The following is a 26,109-nucleotide window of genomic DNA, read 5'->3' as shown; positions in this document are numbered from 1 at the left end:
TATGCTCAGTATAATCTCACCAGCGAAAACTCAAGATTTTACTTCTCAAATAGTGGGGTTGCCATCGATGCAACCCCATTTTTTTACTAAAACACAAGCTCTTTTACAAATATGTAAAAATTTGTCACAAAATCAGATTAAGCAGTTAATGGGGGTTAGTGATAAACTGGCTGAGCTTAATTATCATAGATTTCAAGATTTCGATAACCAACCTCAGAAGCAAGCGATATTTGCCTATGATGGGGATGTTTACAATAACATTGATAGGCAGAATTTTACCGCAGAGCAGTGGGATTTCTTGCAAGGACACACGTTAATTATATCAGGTTTATACGGTGCACTAAGAGTTTTTGAAAAAATAAAACCTTATCGACTAGAAATGTCAACAAAATTGCCAAATTTTGAAAAATTATCAAATTTTTGGCAAGACGATATTACCAATTATATAAATCAAATATTAGCAACTCACCAAAATAAATATCTCATCAACCTAGCATCCAATGAATATTCCTGCGTCATTAATCAGAATGATCTTAAATACCCAATAATTAATATATATTTTAAAGAAAGAAGAAATAATAAATTACAAATAATAGCAATAAATTCCAAAAAGGCTAGGGGCAGCATGTTTAATTTTATTGCAGAAAATCTTATAGACCTACCGGAAAAATTAAAACACTTTTCTAAACAAAATTATCAATATAGCGAAACCGAGTCTTCCAATAACGATTGGATATTTGTTAAAAATGCATAAGTTGCAACATTGTCATTACATTTAAATTTAAAGCTAATAACTTGTAATTATATCTGCTAATTATATTTAAACTTTTTGCTATTTTGATTATTATTTTATTAATGACTTATAAAATTAGTGGAATTATTTATGGAATTTAATCGTAACAAAGCAATTATTGGTTTTATTAAAAGCAAGGAAGGTCAAGAACTTACTGCTGATCAAATAGTTGATTGGTTAATAGAAAAATATCCTGAAGAAATCAAGAAAAAAGCAGAAAGAAGTAAAAGTAAATCATTTGTTAGGGCAATTACTGAAAAGCAAAAAAATGGCATTATGCGAAAAATTCTTAAGGGAGAAATGCATAAAAATTGGTTTAAAAGCATACAGAATCAGGAACCTAATATTAAAAAAGAAGACTATCCACTTAGATATTATTATACTATAGTCAATTCAGGAGAAGTAGATAGCAGGAGCGATGGAGCAACGCCTATAAGTAATAGACGAGCATTGAGCGATGACGTCCCCAACTTCTCATCAATTGACTATAAAGAAACTAAGCAGGTAGAGATAAAATATACTGAAAAAGAACCAAACATAAAAGAAAAAGAGATATACCCAAAGCTTTTAGACTTTCTTTTACAAGAGTTGCGTGTTCATAGCAAAATTATTAATGACAAATGTTCTTCAAATTATAAAGGTACTAACGGTAATAAATGGTTACATCCTGATCTAGTAGGAATGAATGATCTTACTAAAGATTGGGCATTAGCAATCAAGGATTGTGTGCAACAATTTGCCGATAAAAAAGCTAAGCTTTGGTCTTTTGAGGTAAAGGTTGTAATTAATAGGGCGAATGTACGACAATCTTTTTTTCAAGCCCTATCAAATTCCTCATGGGCTCATTATGGATATTTAGTAGCTTCTTCTTTAGTAGAAGGCAAGGGTGGAAGTACTTTACGGGAGCTGGAAATTCTTGCTGCTAGACACGGTATAGGATTTATTTTATTAAATATAAAAGATCAAGCTGAGAAAGGTCGAATACTAATCCCTGCAAAAGAAAGGTTAGAAATTGATTGGGATATGGCTAATAGATTAGTTAAAGAGAATAAGGGATTTGAATCTTTTATAGGAGAGATTAAAGATTTTTGTATGACAGGGAAAACTAGACTTTCCTAATGGAAGAACAATAATTAGTACTTTGTGTGTTTTTAAACCTTAAGCCGAAGAGCTGTAATTATAGTGTCCTACAATTTTTATTCTATAAGTATACTCGAATGGTTTGGAGAATTGGTTCCTGCAAATACTTGCGGGGTCTTCATGTACTCGCATAGCTCATGTACACTGCCGTAGGTTCGCCCCTCATTTTCAAATCCAATTCTCCAAATCATTTGAGTATAAAACTCTCATGCTATATTAAGACCGTGATGTTGTTACAACCAAAAATTTATTATTTTAACTTTTCTATACTATTTTTCATTGCTATCATTAGTCAAATCATCAACTATTATATAATAAGTATATTAAACAGCAAATAAAAGTAACATGGGAAATATACACTATAGGAAGTCAACAATAACATTAAGTCAGTTATGAGTGAACTTGTTCAAGAAAATACCAGGATTATTCCTGATCGGCAGACTAGCCTTACCAGAGAACAAAAAGAAGTTGTGGGGCTGCTTTCAATAGGAACATTTTTAGAATATTTTGATTTGATGCTTTATGTGCATTTAGCAGTATTATTAAACGAGTTGTTTTTCCCTAAATATGAGCCTTTTGCCGCATCTATGTTAACGGCTTTTGTATTTTGTTCTACTTTTATTTTTCGTCCAATTGGTGCATTAATTTTTGGCTATATTGGAGATAGAGCAGGGAGGAAAGCAACGGTTATTATTACTACCATTATGATGGCAATTTCATGCGTCATAATGGCAAATGTTCCAACTTATGCTCAAATTGGTATTACCGCTTCTATAATAATTACGGTCTGTCGTATACTACAAGGTATGTCATCAGTAGGCGAAATAGTAGGAGCAGAACTTTATTTAACAGAAACTATAAAACCTCCTATACAATATCCAACAGTAGCTTTTGTTGCCGTTGCTTCTGTTATCGGAACAACAGCTGCACTCGGAATCGCTTCTCTCGTTACATCATATGGCTTGAATTGGCGTCTTGCTTTTTGGATAGGAGCAATAATTGCTTTAGTTGGTGGGGTTTCCAGAACGACTCTCAGAGAAACACCTGATTTTGTTGATGCAAAACTTAGACTAAAAAAGAAATGTGAGAAAGCTAATATTGATATCAAGGAACTTGCTAATGCTCCCATTTTTAATAAAAAAGTTAATAAAAAATTAGTGTTATACTTATTTATAGTAAATTGCGTTTGGCCAGTATGTTTTTATTTCGCTTATGTACATTGTGGTAGTCTTCTAAAAAGTTCTTTTGGTTATAGTGCAGAACAAGTAATACATCAAAATTTTATTGTCTCAATAATACAGTTAGTTGGTATGTCATTTATAAGCTATTTAAGTTACAGGATATATCCACTGAAAATTTTAAAAGTGAAGTTAGTGATATTCTCTATTTTTATTGTATGTTCTCCTTATATTTTAAATAACATAACTGAACCATTTTTTCTATTCTTACTTCAAGCCTTTCTTGTGCTATTTGATTTTGGTCGCGTACCAGCTGTTCCAATATTTTTCAAATATTTCCCAGTTTTTAAACGTTATACTTATAATAGTATGATATATGCTGTATCACGGGCTTTGATGTATGTTATTACTTCTTTTGGAATTTTATTTTTAACAAAATATTTTGGTCATTGGGGGTTGTTAATTATTATGATTCCAATAAGTGTAGGATTTGCTTTTGGTTTACGTCATTTTCAAAAATTAGAGAAGGAAGCTGGTATTTATGTTGAATAATTTTTGTAGGTTCTAACGGAGATTCAGTACCTAACAAATGTTTGTAACATAAATTAGTTAATGTATTTTCTAGCTGTTTTGTTCCACAATACATACTAATGCTTATAAAATTTTTACAAGTCTCTTCTACAATTTTCTTAATCTTCTCAGGCGATTTTATACCAATAGTTTGCATATTAGCTATATATTCATGATTGATAACCATCAGCTTTTATTGTTGTCTGAGCTGCGGCAATCCTTGCTATAGGGATGCGGTATGGTGAACATGATACATAATGCAAACCAACTCTATGAAAGAACTCTATAGAATGAGGATTACCAGCATGCTCTCCGCATACGCCAAGTTTTAATGTAGGGTTGCTCTTTAAACCACGTTTTATAGCAATTTTTATTAACTCCCCTACCCCTTCCTCATCTAATTTACTAAAAGGATCAAATGCAAAGATTTTTTTCTCCAAATAATCCGGGAAAAATGAGGCTACATCATCTCGAGAAATGCCGTATGTTGTTTGGGTCAAATCATTAGTACCAAAACTAAAATAATCTAGCTCTTCAGCAATCTCTCCAGCTTTTAAAGCTGCTCTTGGTAGCTCAATCATCGTACCAAGAGTAAAATCAAACTTGCATTTGTTAATATCTTCCATGTTAGTAATAACATCTTGTATGTATGTCTTTAAGATTTTTAGTTCATTAACATCACTAATTAAAGGAATCATTAGCTCCAGAATAGTATTGATATTTTCTTCAACTTTTAACTCTCTGATAGCAGTAAAAATTGCCCTTATTTGCATTTGATAAATCTCAGGATAAGAAATACCGAGGCGACATCCTCTATGTCCAAGCATAGGGTTTACTTCATATAGTGCATGCAAGCGTTGTTCCACAACAGCTAACGGTAAATTCATCACCTTTGCTAAGTTTCTTTTATCATCCTCTGTTGTTGGTAAGAATTCATGTAGAGGCGGGTCAAGCAATCTGATATTTATCGGTTTACCCTGTATAATTTTAAATAACGCCTTAAAGTCTTGAATTTGTAAGGGCAATAATTTACTAATAGCATGTTTCCTTCTCTCTAGATCAGGAGCAATGATCATTTCTCGTACTAATGGTATTTTATCATGGTCAAAAAACATATGTTCTGTTCTGCATAAGCCAATTCCGCTTGCCCCAAATTTTAGGGAAACCCCTGAATCTAAAATAGTTTCGGCATTGGCTCTAACTTTTAAAGTAGCAAATTCATCTGCCCAATCCAAAATTGTTTGAAATTCCTTAGTAAAAGTAGGCTGAGTTAATGGCACCTCCCCTAAGAAAATTTTCCCCGTTCCGCCATCTATAGTTATTAAGTCACCATAGTTGATGATAGTATTACCTATTTTAAATATCTGTTTTTTCTCATCTATTACCAAATCATTTGCCCCGCAAACACATGGTTTTCCTAACCCTCTAGCAACTACCGCAGCATGAGAGGTCATCCCACCTCTGGCTGTTAGAATACCGGCTGAAACATACATACCGTTTATATCTTCAGGGCTAGTATCATGACGTACCAAAATCACTTTATGGTGATGCGACATTTTCTCAGCATCATAAGGAGAAAAAACTACTATACCAGTAGCAGCCCCTGGAGAAGCTGGTAGCCCTTTAGAGATATGGTCTAGAGTATTGCTATAATCAATAGCCGTATGTAAAAGCTGAGTTAGCGATTCCGGCTCTATACGCATTATTGCTTGTTGTTTAGAAATCAGCCCTTCTTGCACCATATCCGTAGCAATTTTAATGCTGGCTAAAGCTGTTCTTTTGGCGGTACGTGTTTGCAAAATATACAAAACTCCGTTTTGTACGGTGAATTCAATATCTTGTACGTCCAAGTAATGTAACTCTAACTTCTTACAAATCTCTTGTAATTGTTCAAATATTTGTGGCATAACTATTTGCATTGAACAATCTACATCATGCTCGTTGGTAATAGGGCTTGGGGTTCTTGTCCCTGATACCACATCCTCACCTTGAGCATTTATTAAATATTCACCAAAAAGCTTATTTTCACCGGTTGCAGGACAACGCGAGAATACTACGCCTGTAGCAGAATTATTTCCTTGATTACCAAAAACCATTGACTGGACATTAATCGCCGTACCCCAGTTATTGGGTATATTATGTAACTTTCTATAAGTTACCGCCCTATCCCCTGCCCAGGATTTTAATACGGCTTTTATTGATTGTTCTAATTGTTTATATGGGTCAAAAAGTGATTCTTTACCATGAGATTCTTCCCCATGATTAAAAATTATTTTTTTAAACTCTTCAACTATTATTCTTAAAAAATCTCCTGTAATTTCTTTCTCTTGATAGATATTACATTTAACCTTATGCATCTCAAATGCATTTTTAAATAAACCATTTGAAATTGATAGCACCATTGATCCATACATTTCTAAGAATCGTCGATAGCTATCAAGAGCAAAAATCTCATTTCCAGTAATATTTGATAGTGCATCGCAAACTTGATCATTATACCCAAGATTAAGTATAGTATCCATCATACCAGGCATCGAAGCTCTTGAACCTGAGCGAACGGATAATAATAATGGATTATTATGATCACCAAAAACCTTGCCAGTAGAATTTTCTAAATTTTTAATAGCTATCACTAAATCATTATTAAAATTCTCAGGCAAACTGTAATTATTTTTATAGAAATAATTACAGAGTTCTGTAGTAATAGTAAAACCATCAGGAATAGGTAAACTTAAGTTAGACATCTCGGCAAGACCAGCTCCTTTACTGCCAAGCACGTCTTTCATTTGAGCATTACCATCCCCACCTTTAGTACCAAAATAATAGATCCATTTGTTCATAAATACCAAAACAATTTACTTTTTATGTCACCCCTGCCCAACTTTGTGTTACCCCTGCGTAAGCAGGTATCCAGATTCCCGCCTACGCGGGAATGACAAAGGGGACAGTGTCACCCCACAACTGTTGCAAGTTAGAAGAGGAAGCGGTTTTAGACCGGATAGTTTAAAGTCGTATGTGATCAACGTCATTGCAAGAAGGTGTAGCCAACGAATCAATCGACAAGTTAGTATAGACTTAGATTGCCGCGTCACTGCAAAGCGACTCCTCGCTAATAGACGCTTGGCGAACAGATTCTTATTCATCATTTTCAAATCCCATTCTTTAAATCATTTGAGCAGACAGGTCTATTTAATAACCTTTGGGATAGCAACTGTACGAGTATGCCATAAAGTATATATACCCTTAGCTATATTCTCGCTAGCAGAATAATACTTAGCTCGTGTATTATTAGGTAAATGAAGATGCATATTCTCATCAATAATTGATACTCTTCCTTCATTAAACTCGTTTTTTATGTGTCTTTTATGGGTTTCATTCATTGTAGAGTTATAATACACTGTAACAGTTTTAGCAGGTAACATATCTACGGTTTCTGAGACCATAGAAGTAGATTCACCTGGTACTATAATCAAGCTATGCTTGTTGTATAAAACAGCTCCAAGAATAGCCTTATACATACTTGGTTGCCCTTTCTTGAAGTCAAATAATTTAAATGGCACACGATTTTTTTGTAGAATTTCTTGGAAACTTGACGTTACCACATCCATTATACTATCTTTTTCATGTACACTAAGTTCTTTATTATGTTGACAATCATATTTTCCTGTACGTGGTCCATTAGATACTAATACAAAATAATTGTTTTTTAGTGCAAGATTACTAACATATTCAGCTAACTTCTTTGCTTCTTTACCTGTATAGCAATGATATGTACCATTTTCTGGTACATCCCCTGCTAAAATCACTGCTAAAAATTTATCAGAGGGCTTATCGAAGGAAGAGAACATAGATTTAAATGCAGCATATTCTGATTCAATATCAGATAGTTGCATATTGTGTGCTACCCCATTAGTAGTAAGGAGTATAGTGTTCACACCAGTAAGCTTAGTATTTTGCTTGTCTAATGCATGGCTAGGTAAGGCTATTATGTCTGCACCAAAGAAATCATCACGTTTTTCTTGGACAAGTTGCTTGTGTGATAAAGTACCATTATCTAATAGTTGGTGAGAAAGATGTACTGCGATAATCTTCTTTGCCAGTTCAGGATATGACTTTAATTTAGTTATTAATTCTATGCCGTAATAACCAACTGAAACTATAATGGTAAGATTTTTGTTATTGCTAATTTGATCCTTAACGGTTTCTAATTGCGATTTATCGTACTCCTCAACATTTAGGGTAATAGACCTACTTTTAAAGTACTTCTCACTTTCTCTTGCTACTCCTAGTAATTGACTACGATCCCCAACAAAAGCTTTATCGCTTATGATATACAAATTAGCTTTCTTTGTTTCAGCTGCGTGGGTGTGGAGCATAAAAGATGATATTATTAAACCTATAAAAAAAATGTAGCAAGAATATGTTCTAATAATCATAATATCTCAAATATTAACCTTAGATTTGCTTATAAGAAAGAAAAAATGTCATTCATGCTTCAGTACGGGATATAGATTCCACACTGAAGCATATAAGCTTCATTGCAAGGAGACCAGACCTTAGGTCGACGAAGCAATCCAGATTTATCTAATGTTTGGATTGCCACGACCACTTTGTGGTCTCGCAATGACGTGACGTTGAGAGATAAAAACAGTCATTGCGAGGAGGCGTAGCTAACGAAGCAATCCAAGAACATTAAGCTCGCTTAACCTTCCATCATTTGCTTACGAGCAACTTTTCTCTTCCTTCTTTCTGTTTCTTGATCCTTACGGACACGTTTTACTGAAGGAGGTTCATAGAAACGAGACATTTTCATTGAACGAAAAACAAGCTCTCTTTGCATTTTTCTTTTCAAATTTTTAATTGCTTGCTCACCATTCCCAGCATGAACATTTACTAGTATCACTTTTAATTACCCCCTTTTCGTGCAAATTAGATTGTTGAATGATATGAACATTATCTATATACTAAATGTATATGTCAAGATATTATGTCAATATTAAAAGATGCATTTATGACTATTGAAGAGAAATATCATAGTTTAAAAGTACAATTTGTACAGACTTTAGCAAAACTGCTAGTTTTTAACGAGTGGAATGATAAATTATTAGCAGATACGGAAACAGAATGTGGTTTTGTTAAAGGATATTGCCATATAATTTTTCCTGAGGGGATAAGGGAAATAGTTGATTTTTTTGAAAGCTGGCAAGACCAGAAAATGCTGGAGTTATTATCTCAGCAGGAAACTCCGATTAAAATAAGGGATAGAATTGATTTAGCCTTAAAAATCAGAATAAAAGATGGTATAGCTAAACTTGTACATTTGAGGAATCGTAGTTATTTTGCCATACCATCAAACAGCATATTTGCAACAAAAACAGCCTTTCGTACTTGTGACTTAATTTGGCGTTATGCAGGCGATAAGTCTATAGATTATAACTATTATACTAAGAGAGGTCTGTTACTCAGTGTTTATATAACTTCAATACTCTATTACATTCAAGATGAGTCAGAAGATAATATAGATACTGATAAATATATTACTAAATCTTTATCCAATATCATAACTATATCCTCTAAATGTAAGAATATGTTAAAGCTACCAAACCCTGTCGATATACCAATTATTCGACTATTTTTATAATATACTTTCTGTAATCGAGACTATAATGACTAAAAAACACTACCCAGATATTCAATCTAATGTTGATTTTCCAACAATTGAGAGAAAGATTTTAGCTTATTGGCAAAAGCATAATATTTTTCAAAAAACTATAGATGCTAGACCATCAGTAAAAAATGATAAGAATAACGAATTTATATTTTATGATGGTCCCCCTTTTGCCAATGGACTCCCACATTATGGACATTTGCTAACTGGGTTCATCAAGGATGTTTATGCACGTTATCAAACCAGTAGAGGCAAAAGAGTTGAGCGACGCTTTGGTTGGGATTGTCATGGACTACCTGCTGAGATGCAAGCAGAAAAGGAGTTGGGTATTTCTGGTAGAACTGCCATTATCAATTTTGGTATTGATAAATTTAACGAGCATTGTCAATCATCGGTGATGAAATATGCTGATCAGTGGCAGAAATATGTTAATAGGCAAGCAAGATGGGTGGATTTTGACAATTCCTATAAAACTATGGATAAAGCCTTTATGGAATCTGTTTTGTGGGCTTTTAAAGAGTTATATAATAAAGGGCTTCTTTATGAATCAATGAGGGTAATGCCTTATTCTTGGGCATGTGAAACGCCTTTATCCAATTTTGAAACTAGGCTAGACAACTCATATAGAGAGAGAACTGATAAGGCGGTTACGGTAAGTTTTGTACTTAATGAGAAATTGCCAGGTTCTGTGCAGTATAATGAGTATAGAATGCTGGCATGGACTACGACGCCATGGACTTTGCCGGCTAATTTGGCATTAGCCATTGGAGCAAATATTGAATATGCTTTAGTGCCAAATGGTCAGGTTTGTTATATTTTGGCAAAATTTGCTTTAGAAAAATATCACAAAGAATTAGGGCTTAGTGCTGACACAAATTATGATATAATTGAAGGTAAGTGCTTATTAAACATGAATCTTACTTACCAACCATTATTCGATTATTTTTCCAATCATCCAGGTAGTTTCAAAGTACTTTCTGGAGATTTTGTCGTCGAAGGAGACGGTACCGGTATCGTACATATGGCTCCCGGTTTTGGTGAGGAAGATCAAATTCTTTGTCAATCGCAAGGAATAGAACTCGTTTGTCCTGTAGATAATGCTGGGAAATTTACCAAAGAAATTTATGATTTTGTCGGTTTGCAAATATTTGATGCTAATGATCAAATTATTATTAAGCTAAAAAATCAGGGAAATTGGTTTAAAACTGAGCAATATATTCATAATTATCCGCATTGCTGGCGTACTGATACCCCTCTTATATACAAAGCAGTTCCTTCTTGGTATGTGAAAGTTACCGAATTTAAAGACAGAATGGTTGAATTAAATCAGCAAATTAACTGGATACCCTTGAATATTAGGGATAATCTATTTGGAAAATGGTTAGAAAATGCTAGAGATTGGTCAATTAGCCGTAATAGATTTTGGGGGACGCCTCTCCCAGTCTGGAAGTCGGATGATCCGGCTTATCCTAGAATTGATGTGTATGGTTCAATAGAAGAGCTAGAGAAAGATTTTGGGGTAACAATCGTTGATTTGCATCGACCTTTTATTGATCAGCTAACTAGAAAAAATCCAGACGATCCAACCGGTAAGTCAATGATGCGTCGAATAGAAGATGTATTTGATTGTTGGTTTGAAAGCGGCTCTATGCCTTATGGACAAGTACATTATCCATTTGAAAATAAAGATTGGTTTGAAAAGCATTTTCCTGCTGATTTTATAGTGGAATATTCAGCACAAACACGTGGTTGGTTCTATACTTTAATGGTATTGTCAACTGCCTTATTTGACCAACCACCTTTTTTAAATTGTATTTGCCATGGAGTTATATTAGATAGTACCGGACAAAAATTATCAAAGCGTCTTAATAATTATGCTGATCCATTAGAATTATTTGATAAATATGGTTCTGATGCTCTAAGAGTCACTATGCTTTCTACAAACATAGTTAAAGGTCAGGAATTATTGATCGATAAAGACGGAAAAATGGTTTTTGAGAGCTTACGTTTATTTCTTAAGCCTATTTGGAATGCCTACCATTTCTTTACTATGTATGCTAATGCTGACCAAATCAAAGCTGAACTAGACTTTAATTCTCAAAATGTGCTAGATCGTTATATTTTATCAAAACTAAAAATATCAGTACAAAAAATTCAGCATGGGTTAGATAATTTTGACAGTCAAATAGCCTATAGTAACATTGCCGATTTTTTTGAAGTATTAAATAATTGGTATATTAGAAGAAGTAGAAATCGTTTTTGGAAAAGTGAGAAAGATCAAGATAAGAAAAATGCTTATAATACCTTATATAGTTGTATTAAAATAATGTCGTCCGCTCAATCTAGTTTATTGCCATTAATTTCTGAGGAGATTTATTTGGGACTCACCGGGATAGAACCGAAAGGTGAGAGTAGACTTTCTGTAAAAGAGTTTTGTGGGAAGTCTAGTGTTCATTTGACAGATTTTCCTACACTAGATAAGATAGAAGTGGATGATGATTTGGTTAGCACCATGGATCAAATATTAGATATTTGTAGTAATGCTTTATTCATTAGAAGTAGCGAGAATATTCGGACTAGACAACCATTGAGCAGCTTAACAATCATTAGCAGCAATAATGAGCTATTAATAAAATTTGAAGAATTGATTAAAGATGAAATCAATGTTAAAAAGGTAATTTATAAAGATGATGTAGAAAATTATGCCGATCATAAATTATCGATTAACTTTCCTAATTTAGGTAAGCGTCTACCTCATAAGGTCAAAGATATCATAGTAGCTTCTAAAAAGAATCAGTGGCAACTTACTCCTGAGCATCTAATAATAGCCGGAGAGAAGCTGAATAATGATGAATTCTCTCTAGCCTTACAACCTAAAAATGCTAAAGGTACAAAATCTTTAGCTAATAATCAGGGGCTAATATTGCTAGATTTGGAAATAACACAGGAATTATACGAAGAAGGTATAGCGAGAGATTTAATACGCTTTATTCAACAAGCGAGAAAAGATGCCAATTTTACTATAAATGACAGAATTTTCCTAGAGATTATTGGTAAGCCAGATTTTATGCTAATAGTCCAGCAACATAGTAAATTCATTCTCGAACAAACCTTAAGTGAATTTGCTAGCAATTTTACGCCAGACTATATGACCGATATTGAATTAGATTCAAATACGATAAGCATAAGAGTGTCTAAGCAGTTTTAGATTGCTTTTCTGTTATAGTCAACTGACATTTTTACAGTAGTTTTGTCTGACAAATGTGCTAATAATTTTACCCCGCAACTGTCGAAAGTTAGAAGAGAATTTAGGTTCTAGGTAAGACACTTTAAAAGTATAGTCAATTGATGAAAAGTTGGTGACGTCGTCACTCGTCGCTCGCCTATTACTTATAGGCGTCGCTCCATCGTTCTTAGTGCCAAATTCCCCTGAATTGACTATAGTATATGGTCAACATCATTGCGAGTAAGACCGTGGGTAGACTAGGTAATCCACAAAAGTAACCAAAAATCTCTTCGTCGACTCACGTCTCCTCACAATGACACCGGTTATTTTTTGCAACTTTTAAACTGCCATGATGACCTTTAAAACCTTTTCCTTTTCTAACTTTCAACAGTTGTGGAGGCTTATCCCCGACAGTCTCCTAGCCTTAACGAATTGATAAGGGCGGAGATTAAGATTATAAACCAATATCAACTTTTATAGTTTCTATTTTTTCAAGTTCTCTTTTTATATTAGTCTTTATTTCTTCGATTTTACGATATTTTTTTGCTATCTCCTGTTGTTTTGGTAAATCAAATTCACCTGCTGTAGTAATTGGAATTTTGACTTCAATATTTCTTGTTCTTTCTATGGTTGGCTTATATTCCCAATTAAAGTTATTTTTATCTAATGCTTTTTGTAATTCAAACGATAGATATAAACAATCAAGATTATCACATTTTGGAATATACAATCTTGCATCTCCATTTATGCTAAATTTATGTTTTGACCTATAAAAAACTGTGCCAGCATATCCATTAGTAGTAATCTGGATAGATTCCACCTCATGATCAAAATGATTTATATAACCTAAAACACCATCTTGTTTGGTGTTTGCTGAGTAGACAGGATACGAACCTTCATGTTCTTTAATATAAGTCTTAGTGTATTTTGCTATTCCCTTTTTTATATTAAAAATATCCTCTATTTTGATACTTTGGCAACGTCCGATTTCATTATCAAATTTATAAAGAACGCTATCTTGCAATGATTTACTAAATTCATTACAGATCATTCCTAAATCCCTAATTATATCGCTAAATTCACCAATTGAAACCATTTGGTCTGTTTCTCCAATAGCTAACTCAATTTTTTCTTCTTTACTCCACCATCTTTCTACAGACCAATTTTTACCACTGTCAAATTCATTTATCAAAACTATCTTACATCTCTTATCATGATTAAGATTTGCAAAATACTTCTTATTACCCTTAAAAGCGTTATACAAATTAACAGCTTCTTTTAAGTCATCTTGCTCAATATCAAATCTATTTACATCTCTGCTTTCACCAATTTCACTAACTAAATAGGTGAATACTGGATCAGTCTGAATATCAGAAATATCGAATTTTTTTGTAATCGCTAAAATATAAGTCTTTTTGGTCGTTGTAAAAAATGTCTTTAATGGCAAAGAAATAATTGCATCAATATAGCAACTATCTAAAATATATTGCCTCAAATTTTTATCGTTCTGTCTATTAAAAATTCCATCAGGAATAACTATAAAAGCCTTACCACCTTTCTTAAGAGCTTTCATAATCCACTCCATGAAAAGCCCCTCAATACCCATGGCATCTATCTTATAATAATTTTTTAACGTAGTATTTTTAGCTATCTCTTCTTTTAAATTACTACTACCACTTGTTACATAAGGTGGGTTTGTTAAAATTAAGTCATATTTTTCTTCTTCTGCTTCTGAAAGCGTACCAAGTATCGAGTTTGTTTTTAAAATAAAACTCTCATTAAATATTTTGGCAAATTCCTTAGTTAATCCAATATTATCTTTTATCAGTTCACAAAAATAAATAAGCATATTGGCTTTTGCTAAAATGATGGTTTTTTGCTCATCTTTATCAAAACCCTTATCAAAACCAGCTATTTTAACTTTTTGTATTATTTTATTGTTTTCAACTTTAAAGAGCTTATCAAGATCGTTCTTTATAAATTCTAATGGAGATTTCCCCACTCCACAGGCTGGATCACAAATAGTCATTCCTTCTTTTAGCTCACCTTCTGCCATTTCATTGATAGCACGGACAACTTTAATCGGAGTAAAGAATTGCCCCCAATTCTTTTTACTGATACTTTCTTTTAAAAAACTCTCGAATAACTTACTTTTAAAATCATGATCAATATGTTCAAGTTTTCCATAATTTTTAAATTTTTGTAGAACTTTTTTAAAGACTATTCCGTAACCATCAACAGCTTTTTGTTCTTTGCTGATAAATATGCTACCATTTATTATGGTGGTCTTGTCTAAAGCATTTTCAGGAAACAGCTCTTTTATTTGTGGCCTGATAATATTTGCATAATGTTGTAAAACTGTATTAGTTTCATTGCCTTCTTCATACATCCCAAGTAAAGTGTAAAAATTATAAGTACCTTGCAATATTTTTAAATCACTTAAATATTTGAATATAAATAATTCAACAAATGTGTATAAGCAATTATCAGGGGTTGCACCGCTAACACTCCAAACATCTTGCCATATTTGTTTTGCTAAATCTGTTGGATTGACTAGTTCTTTTGGTAAGATTCTATCATTTTTCTCATTTATTGATTGTATTATTTCATTGATAACTTTTGGTAAGTTTATATCTTTAGAATCAAAAGGATATTTAAAATCATTAGCTTCTTGGGTTTTCACGGTATTACCAGTAGCAACATTAAACCATACCGTCTCTTTGGTATCAGTTGCAATAATTAATTTTGTTTTTAGTTTTTTGGCAACCTCAATTTCTTGCAGAATGGCATTATTTTTTTTATCCTTGGTATTAAAATGTTCAGGTGATTTAAATTCCACAATAGCAATAACTTCTTTTTGTTTGGTGATAATGGCATCAACTCTCTTGTTTGATACATTCCCATAATCTATACTTCTTATTATATCAGATTTTTTTAAAGCACTAATAGTTGTTGAACCAATATTATAAAAATTCCAAGTCCCTATTTTTTCAGGATTCTTGATTAAATCTCGTTGCAGAAGTTCTTCGCTCATAATTAAATCATCCAATTATTCAATAACAATTTAAAAGCCGCGTTATTGTTCCTTTAGTTATATCCAAAACAAAACCCATCAACAATAGATACTTAAGATATTTGTCAAAAAGATAATTGCTGGTGCTGTTAGCTTATTTATGCTACACTTTCTTAAAGCAAATATTTATAGTAATTCTCAAATATAATATAATAATATGACCTTTAAACTTTCTGATCTTAATACAACAGTTAAAGATATTAGTACCATTCAAGGTAAAAATAAGCCGCCAAGAATGCTAGTAGGTACGGATGAGTTCTATGACTTGGTTGTTAATAGTGATGTATTTGTTGATAAAAGTCTAATGATTCAAGAATTACTAGAGGACAATGGTAAGGTTATCCTAATCACCAGACCAAGACGTTGGGGTAAGAGCTTGAATATGAACATGCTCCAGAAATTTTTTGAGATAGAGGTGGATCAAAATGGTGTTCCTTTCCCTACAGAAGATAGAGTAAATAACAAGCTATTTATCGGGGGTGAAGTAGATTTAGGACTAGCAACAGGTAGAAAAAAGTTACTTAAGAAGTTGAAAATAGCTCAGTACCCAGATGTAATATCTGAGTACCAAGGTCAATTTCCGGTGATTTTGCTCAATCTTAAAGATGTAAAAGGTAGTAGTTATCAAGAAATAGAACTAGGTATAAAGGATCAAATTATAGAATTATTTGCAAGTCATCATTACTTAAATCATCATGTAACAGAAGATACAGGACTATTAAATAATGCCCAAAAAGAAAAACTAAGGAGATATTTTGATGGGAAACTTGAGAGAAATGACTTAAAAGATAGTTTACGGGTTTTGAGTGAAGTACTGTACAAACATTTTGGTCAAAAAGTTTATATATTGATCGATGAATACGACACGCCGATCAATAGTTCGTATATTGAATTTGGTGATAAATTAAAAGAATTTGATGATGTACTAAAAATATTCCGCGGGATGTTTGGCAGTAGTTTAAAAACTAATCCTTATTTAGAAAAAGGGGTAATAACCGGCATATTACGAGTTGCTAAAGCTAATTTATTTTCGGATTTGAATAATGTTAGTGAATATAGCTTGCTTGATGAAAAATATTCTAAGTTCTATGGTTTTACTCAAGCAGAAGTTGATGAGTTATTAACCAAAGTACCAACAGCAACTAATCCTGAACAAATTAAAGCTTGGTATAATGGTTATAATTTTGGCGGAGAAATCATCTATAATCCATGGTCGATTATGCAATGTTTAGCTCATAAAGGCAAGCTTGACCATTATTGGCTTGATAGTGGGGGAACTGGTCTTGTTGATAAAGCATTATTGTCAGATGGAATGCAGGAAGATTTACAGAGCTTAGCTGCCGGAAAGGCTATTATCTCACCGATTGTCAAACAAATTAGTTTTGCTAATATCAACAAACCAGTAGGATTATTTAGCTTGTTGTTATTTAGCGGTTATTTAAACCCTATTGCTAAAAAACCAGAAGAAGATATTTATGAATTATCGGTACCAAATAAAGAGGTACGATATATATATAATGCCAGAATGCTCCAATGGGTTACTGATCAGTTACAAATTGATCACTCTCGATATTATTCTTTTGCTACTTTGCTGCCGGCAGGTAAAATAGAACAGTTTAAAGAAAGGTTGCAAGAATTATTGCTCAATGCTACTAGTTTTTATCAAACAGGCGAGAAAAAAGCCGAGCTATTTTATAGTGGCTTTATGCTAGGTTTGATTAATACCTTAGCTTCCGACTACATAATAGACAGTGAAAGAGAAACCGGTAGCGGTAGGGCGGATATTGTGCTACTACCCAAGATAGGTAAAAGTGACAATGCTATTATTATTGAATATAAAATATGTAAATCTCCTGATACTCTAGAATCTGTTGCCAAAGAAGGGTTAGATCAAATCGTGAGAAAAAAATATGAGGCTAAAATAAAAGAACACTCTCATGTTCAGAAAATTATCAAAATTGCTATGGCTTTTTGCGGTAAGGAAGTGGCTCTAGAATATCAGATTGATGTGGTGAATCTTTAAACTATTTAATATATAAATACAAGAATCCTAAATAATAACAATAAATTAATATTTCTTTAGGTTTTTGTAATATATATGGTGATATTAAATCTTCCAGGAGGAGTCAATAAGGCTTTCTAAGCAAAATTCCTATATATTACAAAAATCTGAGGAAATAAGTTATACTTTATTGTACTAAAATTGTTGTGATTATTTTGTTATTTTATTAAAAAATTAACAATTTTCTTAACTTTTTTATTTGCACAAGTTATAACTTTCATTCATCATATTAAAAATAGCTGTCAAAATGGTTTGTCATTTATTGATTTAATATTTTGGTCTGTTTCCTATATCTTTAGCCTTACATATAAGGTTTATTTGTAAAGATTATAGGTTTTTACTTTACAAGTTTATAAAATATCGCTATGCAGTTAGCAATTATATCCAGAGTAAGAAAATTGGATTAAACTACTAGAAATTATTTAGAATAATTTAATATTAATTAAATTTATGAGGTAAATGATTATGGCTACACTTAAAGAAATTATCAAAGCCTTGAAAGCAGGCGATGATCGTAAAAAAATAGATTTGAGATTCAGCCAGATAGGAGATGAGGAGGCGAAGGTATTAGCCCAAGCCTTACAAAATAATAAAACTGTGACAAAAATAGATTTGGGTGCCAACCAGATAGGTGATGAGGGGGTGAAGGCACTAGCACAAGCCTTACAAAACAATAACACTGTGACGAAAATAGATTTGTGGAACAACAAGATAGGCGATGAGGGAGCGAAGGCACTAGCACAAGCCTTACAAAACAATAACACTGTGACGAAAATAGATTTGCATTGGAACCAGATAGGCGATGAGGGAGCGAAGGCACTAGTCCTCGCCTTAGAGAAAAATGATACTGTAATGCAACTAAGTTTAAATAACAACAATATAAGCGATAATTTAGTTAACCAAATATATGATATTATAGGTGTAAACAAAAATACAAGTAATCTTAACCCTTCAGTGACAAGCATAGAATTTAAGCACAACAAGAATCAGATAGGATATAAGGAAGCAAATGCAATAGCCAAAGTCTTAGATAACAATAAAACTGTGACGACAATATATTTGGAAAATCAGATAGGCGATGCGGGGGCGAAGACGATAGCACAAGCCTTACAAAACAATAGCACTGTGACGATACTAGCGTTACGATGCTGCCAGATAGGCGATGAGGGGGCGATAGCACTAGTACAAGCCTTACAAAATAATAAAACTTTGGAAACGCTAGATTTGTGGGGCAACAATATAGGCGATAAGGGGGCGAAGGCAGTAGTCCAAGCCTTACAAAATAATAAAACTTTGAAAAAGCTAGATTTGAGGTGGAACTGGGTAAGCGATGAGTTATTAGAGGATATAAATAAACTATTAGAGAGAAACCAATTACAAGCAGAAGAATTATCTAAGAAGATCGAACAAGGAATAGATTCTGTACAAGAAAAATTGGTTTCTGGCGATAATATAAAAGTAGAAGAGAAACAAGAAAACTTCGAAAAAATACAACAATTAAAGCGTGAAACACTAGAGATTGTTATGCTACTAAAATTACAGAAAATGCAACAATCACAACAAATAGAACATAGTTCAGGAACAAAAATTATTAGTAATCATAATCTTAAGTTGTTATTGTCTAACGTAAGTAATTCCGCTGAATTGTATGAAGCATTAGAGAGTTTGTTAATTGGAGATATTGAGCCTCTATCAGAAGGGGTTTAGGAATTTATTACAAAAACCTAAAGAAATATTAAACTGATTGTTATTATTTAGGTTTTTGTATTTATTAGAGATTAGTGTTAAACCATAGACAATTTGCCCAATTTTTTGTTGTGGATATCTAGTACTACAGTTGTAGATTGAATGTGAGTGTTCACGGAAAAAAGGTTAAAGTATAAGATGTCATTGCGAGGAGGTTGCCAGACCGACGAAGCAATCCAGGAAAGTGATTAAAAATGGATTGCTTCGTCGGCTATGCCTTCTCGCAATGACGTTTAAGACACATATACGCCGACGCTTGGCAATCCAATTTTTACTCTCTAGAAGTTCACTTTAACCTTCAAACTACCTTGATGACCAATATATTTATCAGCAATGTGGGCATTATAGGTAACACCATATTCCATCATATTGGATTTCACAGTTAGACCAGTACCAACAGTAAAGGAAACCTTAGCAGGTTTAACTGATTTTGTCGGTAATGGTTCATTCACCCCACCTAACCTTGCATCAATTTTTGGTGATTTTCCTTTGAAATCATAATTAACGTAACCATGCAATTCTGGTATTAGCAGTAATTGGTCAAGTTGGATGTTTGCTGCAGTCCTTAGACCCAAAATACCTTCAAATTTATTGTACGACGTCTTCTTAACAGTTAAGTTTTGCCATGCTGTACCACTTTGCACATGACCGTCATCCATAAATTGTGAGTATCTTAGCCCAATGGTTGGCGTAATAGTTAACTTTTCAGAAGGTTGGTAATTATACCCGGTAAGTAGTTGCCCACTATAAGAAGTAGATTTATATTTAGCAACAGCTGTGCCTGTAGCAACTTTCTTATTATCATCAAGAACTAAACGTCCTTCTGCGTTTTTAATATCGGTTATGCCATATGATGCTACCGCTTCAGCAAAAAAATTGCTTGGGAATTTATATGAACCATATAAAGAGAAGAGATTAGTAATACCGTTAGTTTTATCGCCAAATTTCATATCTTTATGAGACATTTTTGTATCAATTTTGCTATAAGCTACACCAACTAGCAAGTCATCATTTATTAAACCATCAAAGCCAAATATACCACCAACCGATTTTGATCTATAACCACTAATTCCTTTTCGCATTTCTTGGTGACCAACGGCATAAAATGGACTACCCCATACTCCATACGTTACCTTATCATCATCACCCGATGCTACAGGCATAATATTCACAGACCTTGAAGCAATTTGGGAAGCAACTTGAGAAATTGCTTCACTTACCATAAATGCTAATTCCATTGAAATTGGATTTGTATTACCAGGTAATAGTTTATCCATTGCCAAAGCACGATTATCTTTATCCATTAGACCAATTTCGCCCAAGTACTTAAAAGCATCACTATCTTTATCAGTTACATTATTCAACTGCTTAAGAAGAGCCGCTCTGTCAGATAAACGGCTAGCAGCATCAGGGTCTTGTGTTTTTGCTGATTCTTTATCTAATTCTATTACGTCTTTTTTTATAACTTGCTTATGAATGTCCTTTGCATGCAGAGTCAGATTGCTAGGATCAATAGTCCAGCTGACAAAGCTGCTTTGTTCATCGATTTTCAAGTCAACTTTACTTGGATCCAAACTAATACCATTAGCATCAACTGACGAAATCAGAACATATTCAGTCTCATCAGGTATTTCACTAATATCCGTCTGTCCCGCTATTGTTACAACCAATTTGTCTAGTTGTGATAGATCTAATTTACCATTACTCTGAATTTTTATATTACCACCAGCTAATTTTGATGGGTCATAGAAACTGCGTAATTTTAGCTCTCCTGTCAATTTGGCAGTATTACCATATTCAACTTGGCTAGTTCCAAGGTCCATGGTTAAATCTTTAGCGGTTAAATCACCAGTAATAGTTTGTTTTTCACCTAACATAATTATCTTGGCTTGATTGGCTGCAATGCTAGCAAACTTAACGTCTTTTTCCAATATTGCATACTTATCTGCAGCAAAGGTTACAGGAGCTGCTGACGTTACTTTTTCTTTAAACCAGACATTATCTGCTAATATTACCTCTCCACCATTAATTGGAGCCTCAACCAAGGCTCCACTTTTAAACTGTATCTTGGATGAGCCTTCAGCATTTATTTCTTCCGAACCAATTTTCGTGCTATAGGCAAAATCTTTCAATAACCTTGGTACTCCTGGCACATCTATAGTTCTTTTCTCAGTACCAGCAAAAGTTGCTGTTTTCTTATCTTTAATGGTTATTTTCTTGGAGTAAACATCACCTCCCGCCGTAGAATCACTATCAAAAGTTACATCAGACAATCTAAACTCATTTGTTCCGAGATTGCCATGAGCAACACTATCATCCGAGTTAAACATTACTATACCGCTATCCTTATTTGCGGTAGATATATTGGAATATAAACTATTACCAATAATGCTGATTGTATGATTACCTAGTAATTTAATCTCTTTTAATCTGTTACTCTCTGATCCAACATTACCGGCTTTAATGGTAAGATTGGCATTTAATGCTAGACTATGTATGCCATTACCAGTTGTTTCAATATTACTTATAATGCTTTCCTCTTTTAAGGTTAAAATTGCCTCTTTAGAATTAGAGAATAAAACATTACCCGTTGAAATCTTCTTAGTAGCTTGTATATTATCTCCGGCGATTTCTATAGTACCGGTCTCTATTGGAATATTAAGGATCAGCTCTTGTAGGTTATTAAATCTAACCGTACCTTCTCCTTTAATAGATTTGACAGTGAAATTTTTAGAAATCACAGTAGTTGCACCTTTTGCTATCTCGATCCTTTCTTTAGAATTGATTGAATCGCCAAATGCTACAGTACCAGCTTTAATTTGGATATTACCGACAGGATACTTGTCTGACCCAACAACACCACCAATTATGCTACTTCCCTCGAATATTAAATTAACTGCCGCTCCGCCAGTTTTGTTAATAGCTCCTGTTGAATTAAACTTATCAGCAAAAGTTAAGGTCTGCGTTCCATTCCCTTGGATTTCTTCAATGGTATGCTTACCAGCACCTAATGTCACATTACCATTACCAGCTTTTAATAGTTTTAATTTCTCAATTACATTGGTTACTGCTCCATCCCTTATAAACTCTACAGTTGCATCTTTACCATTTTGGATAGTACCAACGATTGTCTTATTATCTGTCAGAGTAACTGTACCTTTATGATTATCAAAATCTACATCACCTCTGATATCACCATTGGCAATTAATTGACCATTATCACCATTAAAATCTACCTTACCAATCTCACCATTAACGGTACCAGCAGCACCAGCATTAACAGTCACACGTCCTGCGGTACCAGTCACCGTACCACCAGCAGCAGCAAAAGTCACCTTACCAGTAACGTTACCTTCTAACCGACCAGCAGCATTGAAAGTTACATTACCCGTAATATTATTACCACCGGGGATATTAAGTATAGCAGTCTTAGTAAAATTAACATGACCAACAATATTGTTTGTTGTTATCGTACTAGTTACATCTAATATTATATCATGAGCATATATGGTGGGTGCGATATTAAAATCCCCACGACCAGAAAACTTCACTTCTTTTAACTCCTGAGTGTTGGTACCTAATGACTGAACTCCTGCTTTGGTAATCTCTAACGTTACACCACCATTGACAGAGTCTAATTCAACTATACCATTACCACCTGCTATTGGACCTGGGTCTAGAGTATTAGCCAAAGCTATAGCCTTGGGAGCATTATCACTATTCCGTAAGATTAATCTAGCATTTGGAGCCGAGAAATTAATTCGATCACCAACATTAGCTAAAATATCAAAATCACCATGTATTGCATCTAGTACGTAAGTTGCTTCACCGGGAGCTTGAAGGTCAGCAGTGGCAGCAGTAGCATCTCCGAAGCCAATATTAATTATAGGAATCGCAGCTGAGGTAGCACCATTATCGGTAAATACCGCTCCCTCAATAACGTTTAACTCAGGAACATGCTGTAGATCAAGCCCATTAGCAGCATGACCTGCGATAGTCACCTGACCACGTACATCCAATCTAGTCAGTAATTGACCAGCTATTCCAAGAGTTTTTGCACCAACAAGACCATTAGAATCTAAAGTTAAAGTGTGCTCACGATCACCTGTACCCTCCAACGACAGAACCCCGCCACCACCAACAAGTCCTTCTAAGTTACCACAAAAGGTTATAGTTTTGTTGTTAGCACTACTATTCCGTAATGTTAACTGAGCGTCTTGATGCTTGAAACGAATTGCCTTACCATTTAAAATATCCAAATTACCCAAATTAGCATATTTGGCATCTAGTACGTAAGTTGCTTTACCTACACCACCACCGACTTCTGCTGCCCCAATATTAACTGCAGCGATCTGGGCTGAGGTAGCACCATTATCGGTAAATACCGCTCCATTAATAACGTTTAATTCAGGAACATTCTGTAGATCAAATCTATCAGCATCACGACCTGCGATAGTTACCTGACCACGTACATCCAATCTAGTCAGTGCACGAACTGCTCCAAGAGTTTTTGCACCATCAGAATCTACAGTTAAAAGTCCGCCTTTACCCTCCAACGACAATATCCCGCCGTTAGCACCAACAACTCCTTCTAAGCTCTCATGAAAGGTTATAGTTTTGTTGTTAGCACTACTATTCCGTAATGTTAACTGAGCGTCTTGATGCTTGAAATTAATTGCCTTACCAGCAGTCAAAATATTAAAATCACCATGTTTGGCATCTAATATGTAAGTTGCTTTACCTACAACACCACCGACTTCTGCTGCCCCAATATTAACTGCATCGATCTGGGCCGAGGTAGCACCCTCATCGGTAAATACCGCTCCATTAATAACGTTTAATAAAGGAGCATGGTGTATATCAAACCCATTAGCAGCACGACCTGCGATAGTCACCTGACCACGTACATCCAATCTAGTCAGTGTACGACCAGCTATTCCAAGAGTTTTTGCACCATCAGAATCTAAAGTTAAAGTGTTACCATTTGCACCCTCCAACAACACGGTTCCCGTATTGGCAAGAGTTCCTGGTAAGTGATTATGAAAGGTTATGGTGCTATCTGCATTTGTATATAATCCTAATACCGAACCTGCATTCAAGAAATTAATTTCTTGACCCGCACCACCACCATTACCAAGAAGCTCAACATTACCAGCGGAAGCTTCTATTATCAGGATACCAGGAGCAGCAGCAGCACCAATATTTATGGTCTGAATATTACCAATATCTACATGGGTAGCTTTGAGTCTACCCTGAACATTTAAAATACCATGCTCACCATTAGCTATTGTTGCATTAAATGTCTTAGAGTCAACCACTCTTAGTCCACCATTAAATGTTATCGTTCCTCCTGCACCGAAATTAACTGCACTTGCACCTGCAATTGCATTATCTCCACCTCCAAAATTACCAGCAATTTTTACCTCGCTGGCGTTATTAAATACAAGTCGTCTAGTAAAAACGTCTCCCCGTAATATAACATCTCCACCAGCAGCATTAGCACCTATATTAATCTGGGCTAAAGCAGCCGCATTAGTACCAATATGGCCAGTTACTGTACCAGCTTGCTTAAAGGTTAATATTCCCTTACCATCAGCATTCGTAGTGATGACAGCATTAGCCTCAGGGAGGATGGCATCATGTTCTAGTACAAGTGTAGAACCTTCACCATTAAGCGTTACAGCCCATAATCCTGTATGTTCTACTCCAGATAATGTTAATGTCTTATTGTTACTAATGGTAGCAGGCATATGATTTGCACCAACCTCAGTTACTTTACCTGTTATCTGAATATCACGATTTATTATGATAGAACCATCTTTTGTCATAGTTATATCAGTTATATTACCCTCACTTATTGCATCAACTGTAAGGGTAGTACCAGCCTCATTAAAATTTAGGGCACCACCAGCACCACCAACACCAAATCCAGCGATAGCACTAAGATTAACAGCACCACCAGCACCACCAATATCAGCAGCAGCAAAAGCCCCACTGCTTCCGCCTATGCTTGCGACAATGGAGGCAACTGACACGCTGGTCAGCAAATTTTTTAATAAATTTTGTTTTTTAGCCATATATTTTTACCATATTCCTATTAAAAATTGTCATTGCGAGACCACGTTAGTGGTCGTGGCAATCCATAAAATGTTAGAAATGGATTGCTTCGTCGTGCGGTTTCCGCACTCCTCGCAATGACGTATATGTACCTCAAACGTCATTGCGAGACAACGTAAGTAGGTCGTGGCAATCCATAAAATGTTAGAAATGGATTGCTTCGTCGTGCGGTTCCCACACTCCTCGCAATGACGTATATGTACCTCAAACGTCATTGCGAGACCACGTAAGTAGGTCGTGGCAATCCATAAAATGTTAGAAATGGATTGCTTCGTTGTGCGGTTTCCGCACTCCTCGCAATGACGTATATGTACCTCAATCGTCATTGCGAGACCACGTAAGTAGGTCGTGGCAATCCATAAAATGTTAGAAATGGATTGCTTCGTCGTGCGGTTCCCACACTCCTCGCAATGACGTATGCGTTTAAAAATCGTCTTAAGTAACACTCTTATACGATACAGATACACCAAATCTAGTACAACATTCTTTAATTGTACAATATGCTATCATATACACTAGGTCATGTCAATAACATT

The 26,109-nt window shown here is 34.4% G+C and carries 12 protein-coding genes; 7 read left to right on the top strand and 5 right to left on the bottom strand.

Going from position 1 to position 26,109, the window contains the following annotated elements; translation table 11 throughout:
• Position 1: 1 nt before the first annotated feature.
• The 3 genes from ACFELY_RS02555 to ACFELY_RS02545 all read left to right on the top strand — a co-directional run bounded on the left by ACFELY_RS02555 (position 2) and on the right by ACFELY_RS02545 (position 3,663).
• Entirely contained in the window at positions 2 to 754 is a 753-nt protein-coding gene (locus ACFELY_RS02555) for a YaaA family protein (protein WP_375333551.1), read from the top strand.
• Positions 755 to 883: 129 nt separating this feature from the next.
• Positions 884 to 1,912, top strand: coding sequence for a hypothetical protein (locus ACFELY_RS02550; protein ID WP_375333550.1), 1,029 nt, complete (start codon positions 884 to 886; stop codon positions 1,910 to 1,912).
• Positions 1,913 to 2,325: 413 nt separating this feature from the next.
• Positions 2,326 to 3,663, top strand: a complete 1,338-nt coding sequence (locus ACFELY_RS02545; RefSeq protein ID WP_375333549.1) for an MFS transporter — start codon at positions 2,326 to 2,328, stop codon at positions 3,661 to 3,663.
• Between the two features lie 188 nt (positions 3,664 to 3,851).
• Here the strand turns inward: ACFELY_RS02545 and ppdK are convergent, their stop codons facing one another.
• The 3 genes from ppdK to rpsU form a co-directional block, all read right to left on the bottom strand.
• Entirely contained in the window at positions 3,852 to 6,521 is a 2,670-nt protein-coding gene (ppdK, locus tag ACFELY_RS02540; protein ID WP_375333548.1) for a pyruvate, phosphate dikinase, read from the bottom strand.
• 345 nt (positions 6,522 to 6,866) lie between these two features.
• Entirely contained in the window at positions 6,867 to 8,057 is a 1,191-nt protein-coding gene (locus ACFELY_RS02535; protein WP_375333547.1) for a hypothetical protein, read from the bottom strand.
• Between the two features lie 326 nt (positions 8,058 to 8,383).
• Entirely contained in the window at positions 8,384 to 8,584 is a 201-nt protein-coding gene (gene rpsU / locus ACFELY_RS02530) for a 30S ribosomal protein S21 (RefSeq protein ID WP_094649364.1), read from the bottom strand.
• Positions 8,585 to 8,692: 108 nt separating this feature from the next.
• Here rpsU and ACFELY_RS02525 point away from each other — a divergent pair, with 108 nt between their 5' ends.
• On the top strand, positions 8,693 to 9,322 hold the full coding sequence (locus ACFELY_RS02525; protein WP_375334113.1) for a COQ9 family protein: 630 nt from the start codon (positions 8,693 to 8,695) through the stop codon (positions 9,320 to 9,322).
• A gap of 25 nt (positions 9,323 to 9,347) precedes the next feature.
• Entirely contained in the window at positions 9,348 to 12,557 is a 3,210-nt protein-coding gene (gene ileS, locus ACFELY_RS02520) for an isoleucine--tRNA ligase (protein ID WP_375333546.1), read from the top strand.
• A gap of 472 nt (positions 12,558 to 13,029) precedes the next feature.
• On the opposite strand, the gene ACFELY_RS02510 is transcribed toward ileS, so the two are convergent.
• Positions 13,030 to 15,609, bottom strand: coding sequence for an N-6 DNA methylase (locus ACFELY_RS02510; protein WP_375333545.1), 2,580 nt, complete (start codon positions 15,607 to 15,609; stop codon positions 13,030 to 13,032).
• A 196-nt stretch (positions 15,610 to 15,805) separates the two neighbouring features.
• Here ACFELY_RS02510 and ACFELY_RS02505 point away from each other — a divergent pair, with 196 nt between their 5' ends.
• Positions 15,806 to 17,671, top strand: coding sequence for an AAA family ATPase (locus ACFELY_RS02505; protein ID WP_375333544.1), 1,866 nt, complete (start codon positions 15,806 to 15,808; stop codon positions 17,669 to 17,671).
• 504 nt (positions 17,672 to 18,175) lie between these two features.
• Positions 18,176 to 19,417 carry a hypothetical protein gene (locus tag ACFELY_RS02500; RefSeq protein ID WP_375333543.1) on the top strand — a complete coding sequence of 414 codons (1,242 nt, stop codon included), beginning with the start codon at positions 18,176 to 18,178 and terminating at the stop codon, positions 19,415 to 19,417.
• Between the two features lie 317 nt (positions 19,418 to 19,734).
• Here the strand turns inward: ACFELY_RS02500 and ACFELY_RS02495 are convergent, their stop codons facing one another.
• Positions 19,735 to 25,533: an autotransporter domain-containing protein gene (locus ACFELY_RS02495; RefSeq protein ID WP_375333542.1), complete on the bottom strand. Its 5,799-nt coding sequence runs from the start codon at positions 25,531 to 25,533 to the stop codon at positions 19,735 to 19,737.
• Positions 25,534 to 26,109: the final 576 nt, after the last annotated feature.

Source organism: Candidatus Tisiphia endosymbiont of Xenochironomus xenolabis, assembly GCF_964264705.1.
Lineage (GTDB): Bacteria > Pseudomonadota > Alphaproteobacteria > Rickettsiales > Rickettsiaceae > Tisiphia.
This window is presented reverse-complemented; position numbering and strand designations above follow the sequence as displayed.

Excerpts from the sequence above, each read along its gene's own strand:
- ACFELY_RS02555 (WP_375333551.1), top strand. The coding sequence starts at position 2 with ATGCTCAGTATAATCTCACCAGCGAAAACTCAAGATTTTACTTCTCAA.
- ACFELY_RS02550 (WP_375333550.1), top strand. The coding sequence starts at position 884 with ATGGAATTTAATCGTAACAAAGCAATTATTGGTTTTATTAAAAGCAAG.
- ACFELY_RS02545 (WP_375333549.1), top strand. The coding sequence starts at position 2,326 with ATGAGTGAACTTGTTCAAGAAAATACCAGGATTATTCCTGATCGGCAG.
- ppdK (WP_375333548.1), bottom strand. The coding sequence starts at position 6,521 with ATGAACAAATGGATCTATTATTTTGGTACTAAAGGTGGGGATGGTAAT.
- ACFELY_RS02535 (WP_375333547.1), bottom strand. The coding sequence starts at position 8,057 with ATGCTCCACACCCACGCAGCTGAAACAAAGAAAGCTAATTTGTATATC.
- ACFELY_RS02525 (WP_375334113.1), top strand. The coding sequence starts at position 8,693 with ATGACTATTGAAGAGAAATATCATAGTTTAAAAGTACAATTTGTACAG.
- ileS (WP_375333546.1), top strand. The coding sequence starts at position 9,348 with ATGACTAAAAAACACTACCCAGATATTCAATCTAATGTTGATTTTCCA.
- ACFELY_RS02510 (WP_375333545.1), bottom strand. The coding sequence starts at position 15,609 with ATGAGCGAAGAACTTCTGCAACGAGATTTAATCAAGAATCCTGAAAAA.
- ACFELY_RS02505 (WP_375333544.1), top strand. The coding sequence starts at position 15,806 with ATGACCTTTAAACTTTCTGATCTTAATACAACAGTTAAAGATATTAGT.
- ACFELY_RS02500 (WP_375333543.1), top strand. The coding sequence starts at position 18,176 with ATGGCTACACTTAAAGAAATTATCAAAGCCTTGAAAGCAGGCGATGAT.
- ACFELY_RS02495 (WP_375333542.1), bottom strand. The coding sequence starts at position 25,533 with ATGGCTAAAAAACAAAATTTATTAAAAAATTTGCTGACCAGCGTGTCA.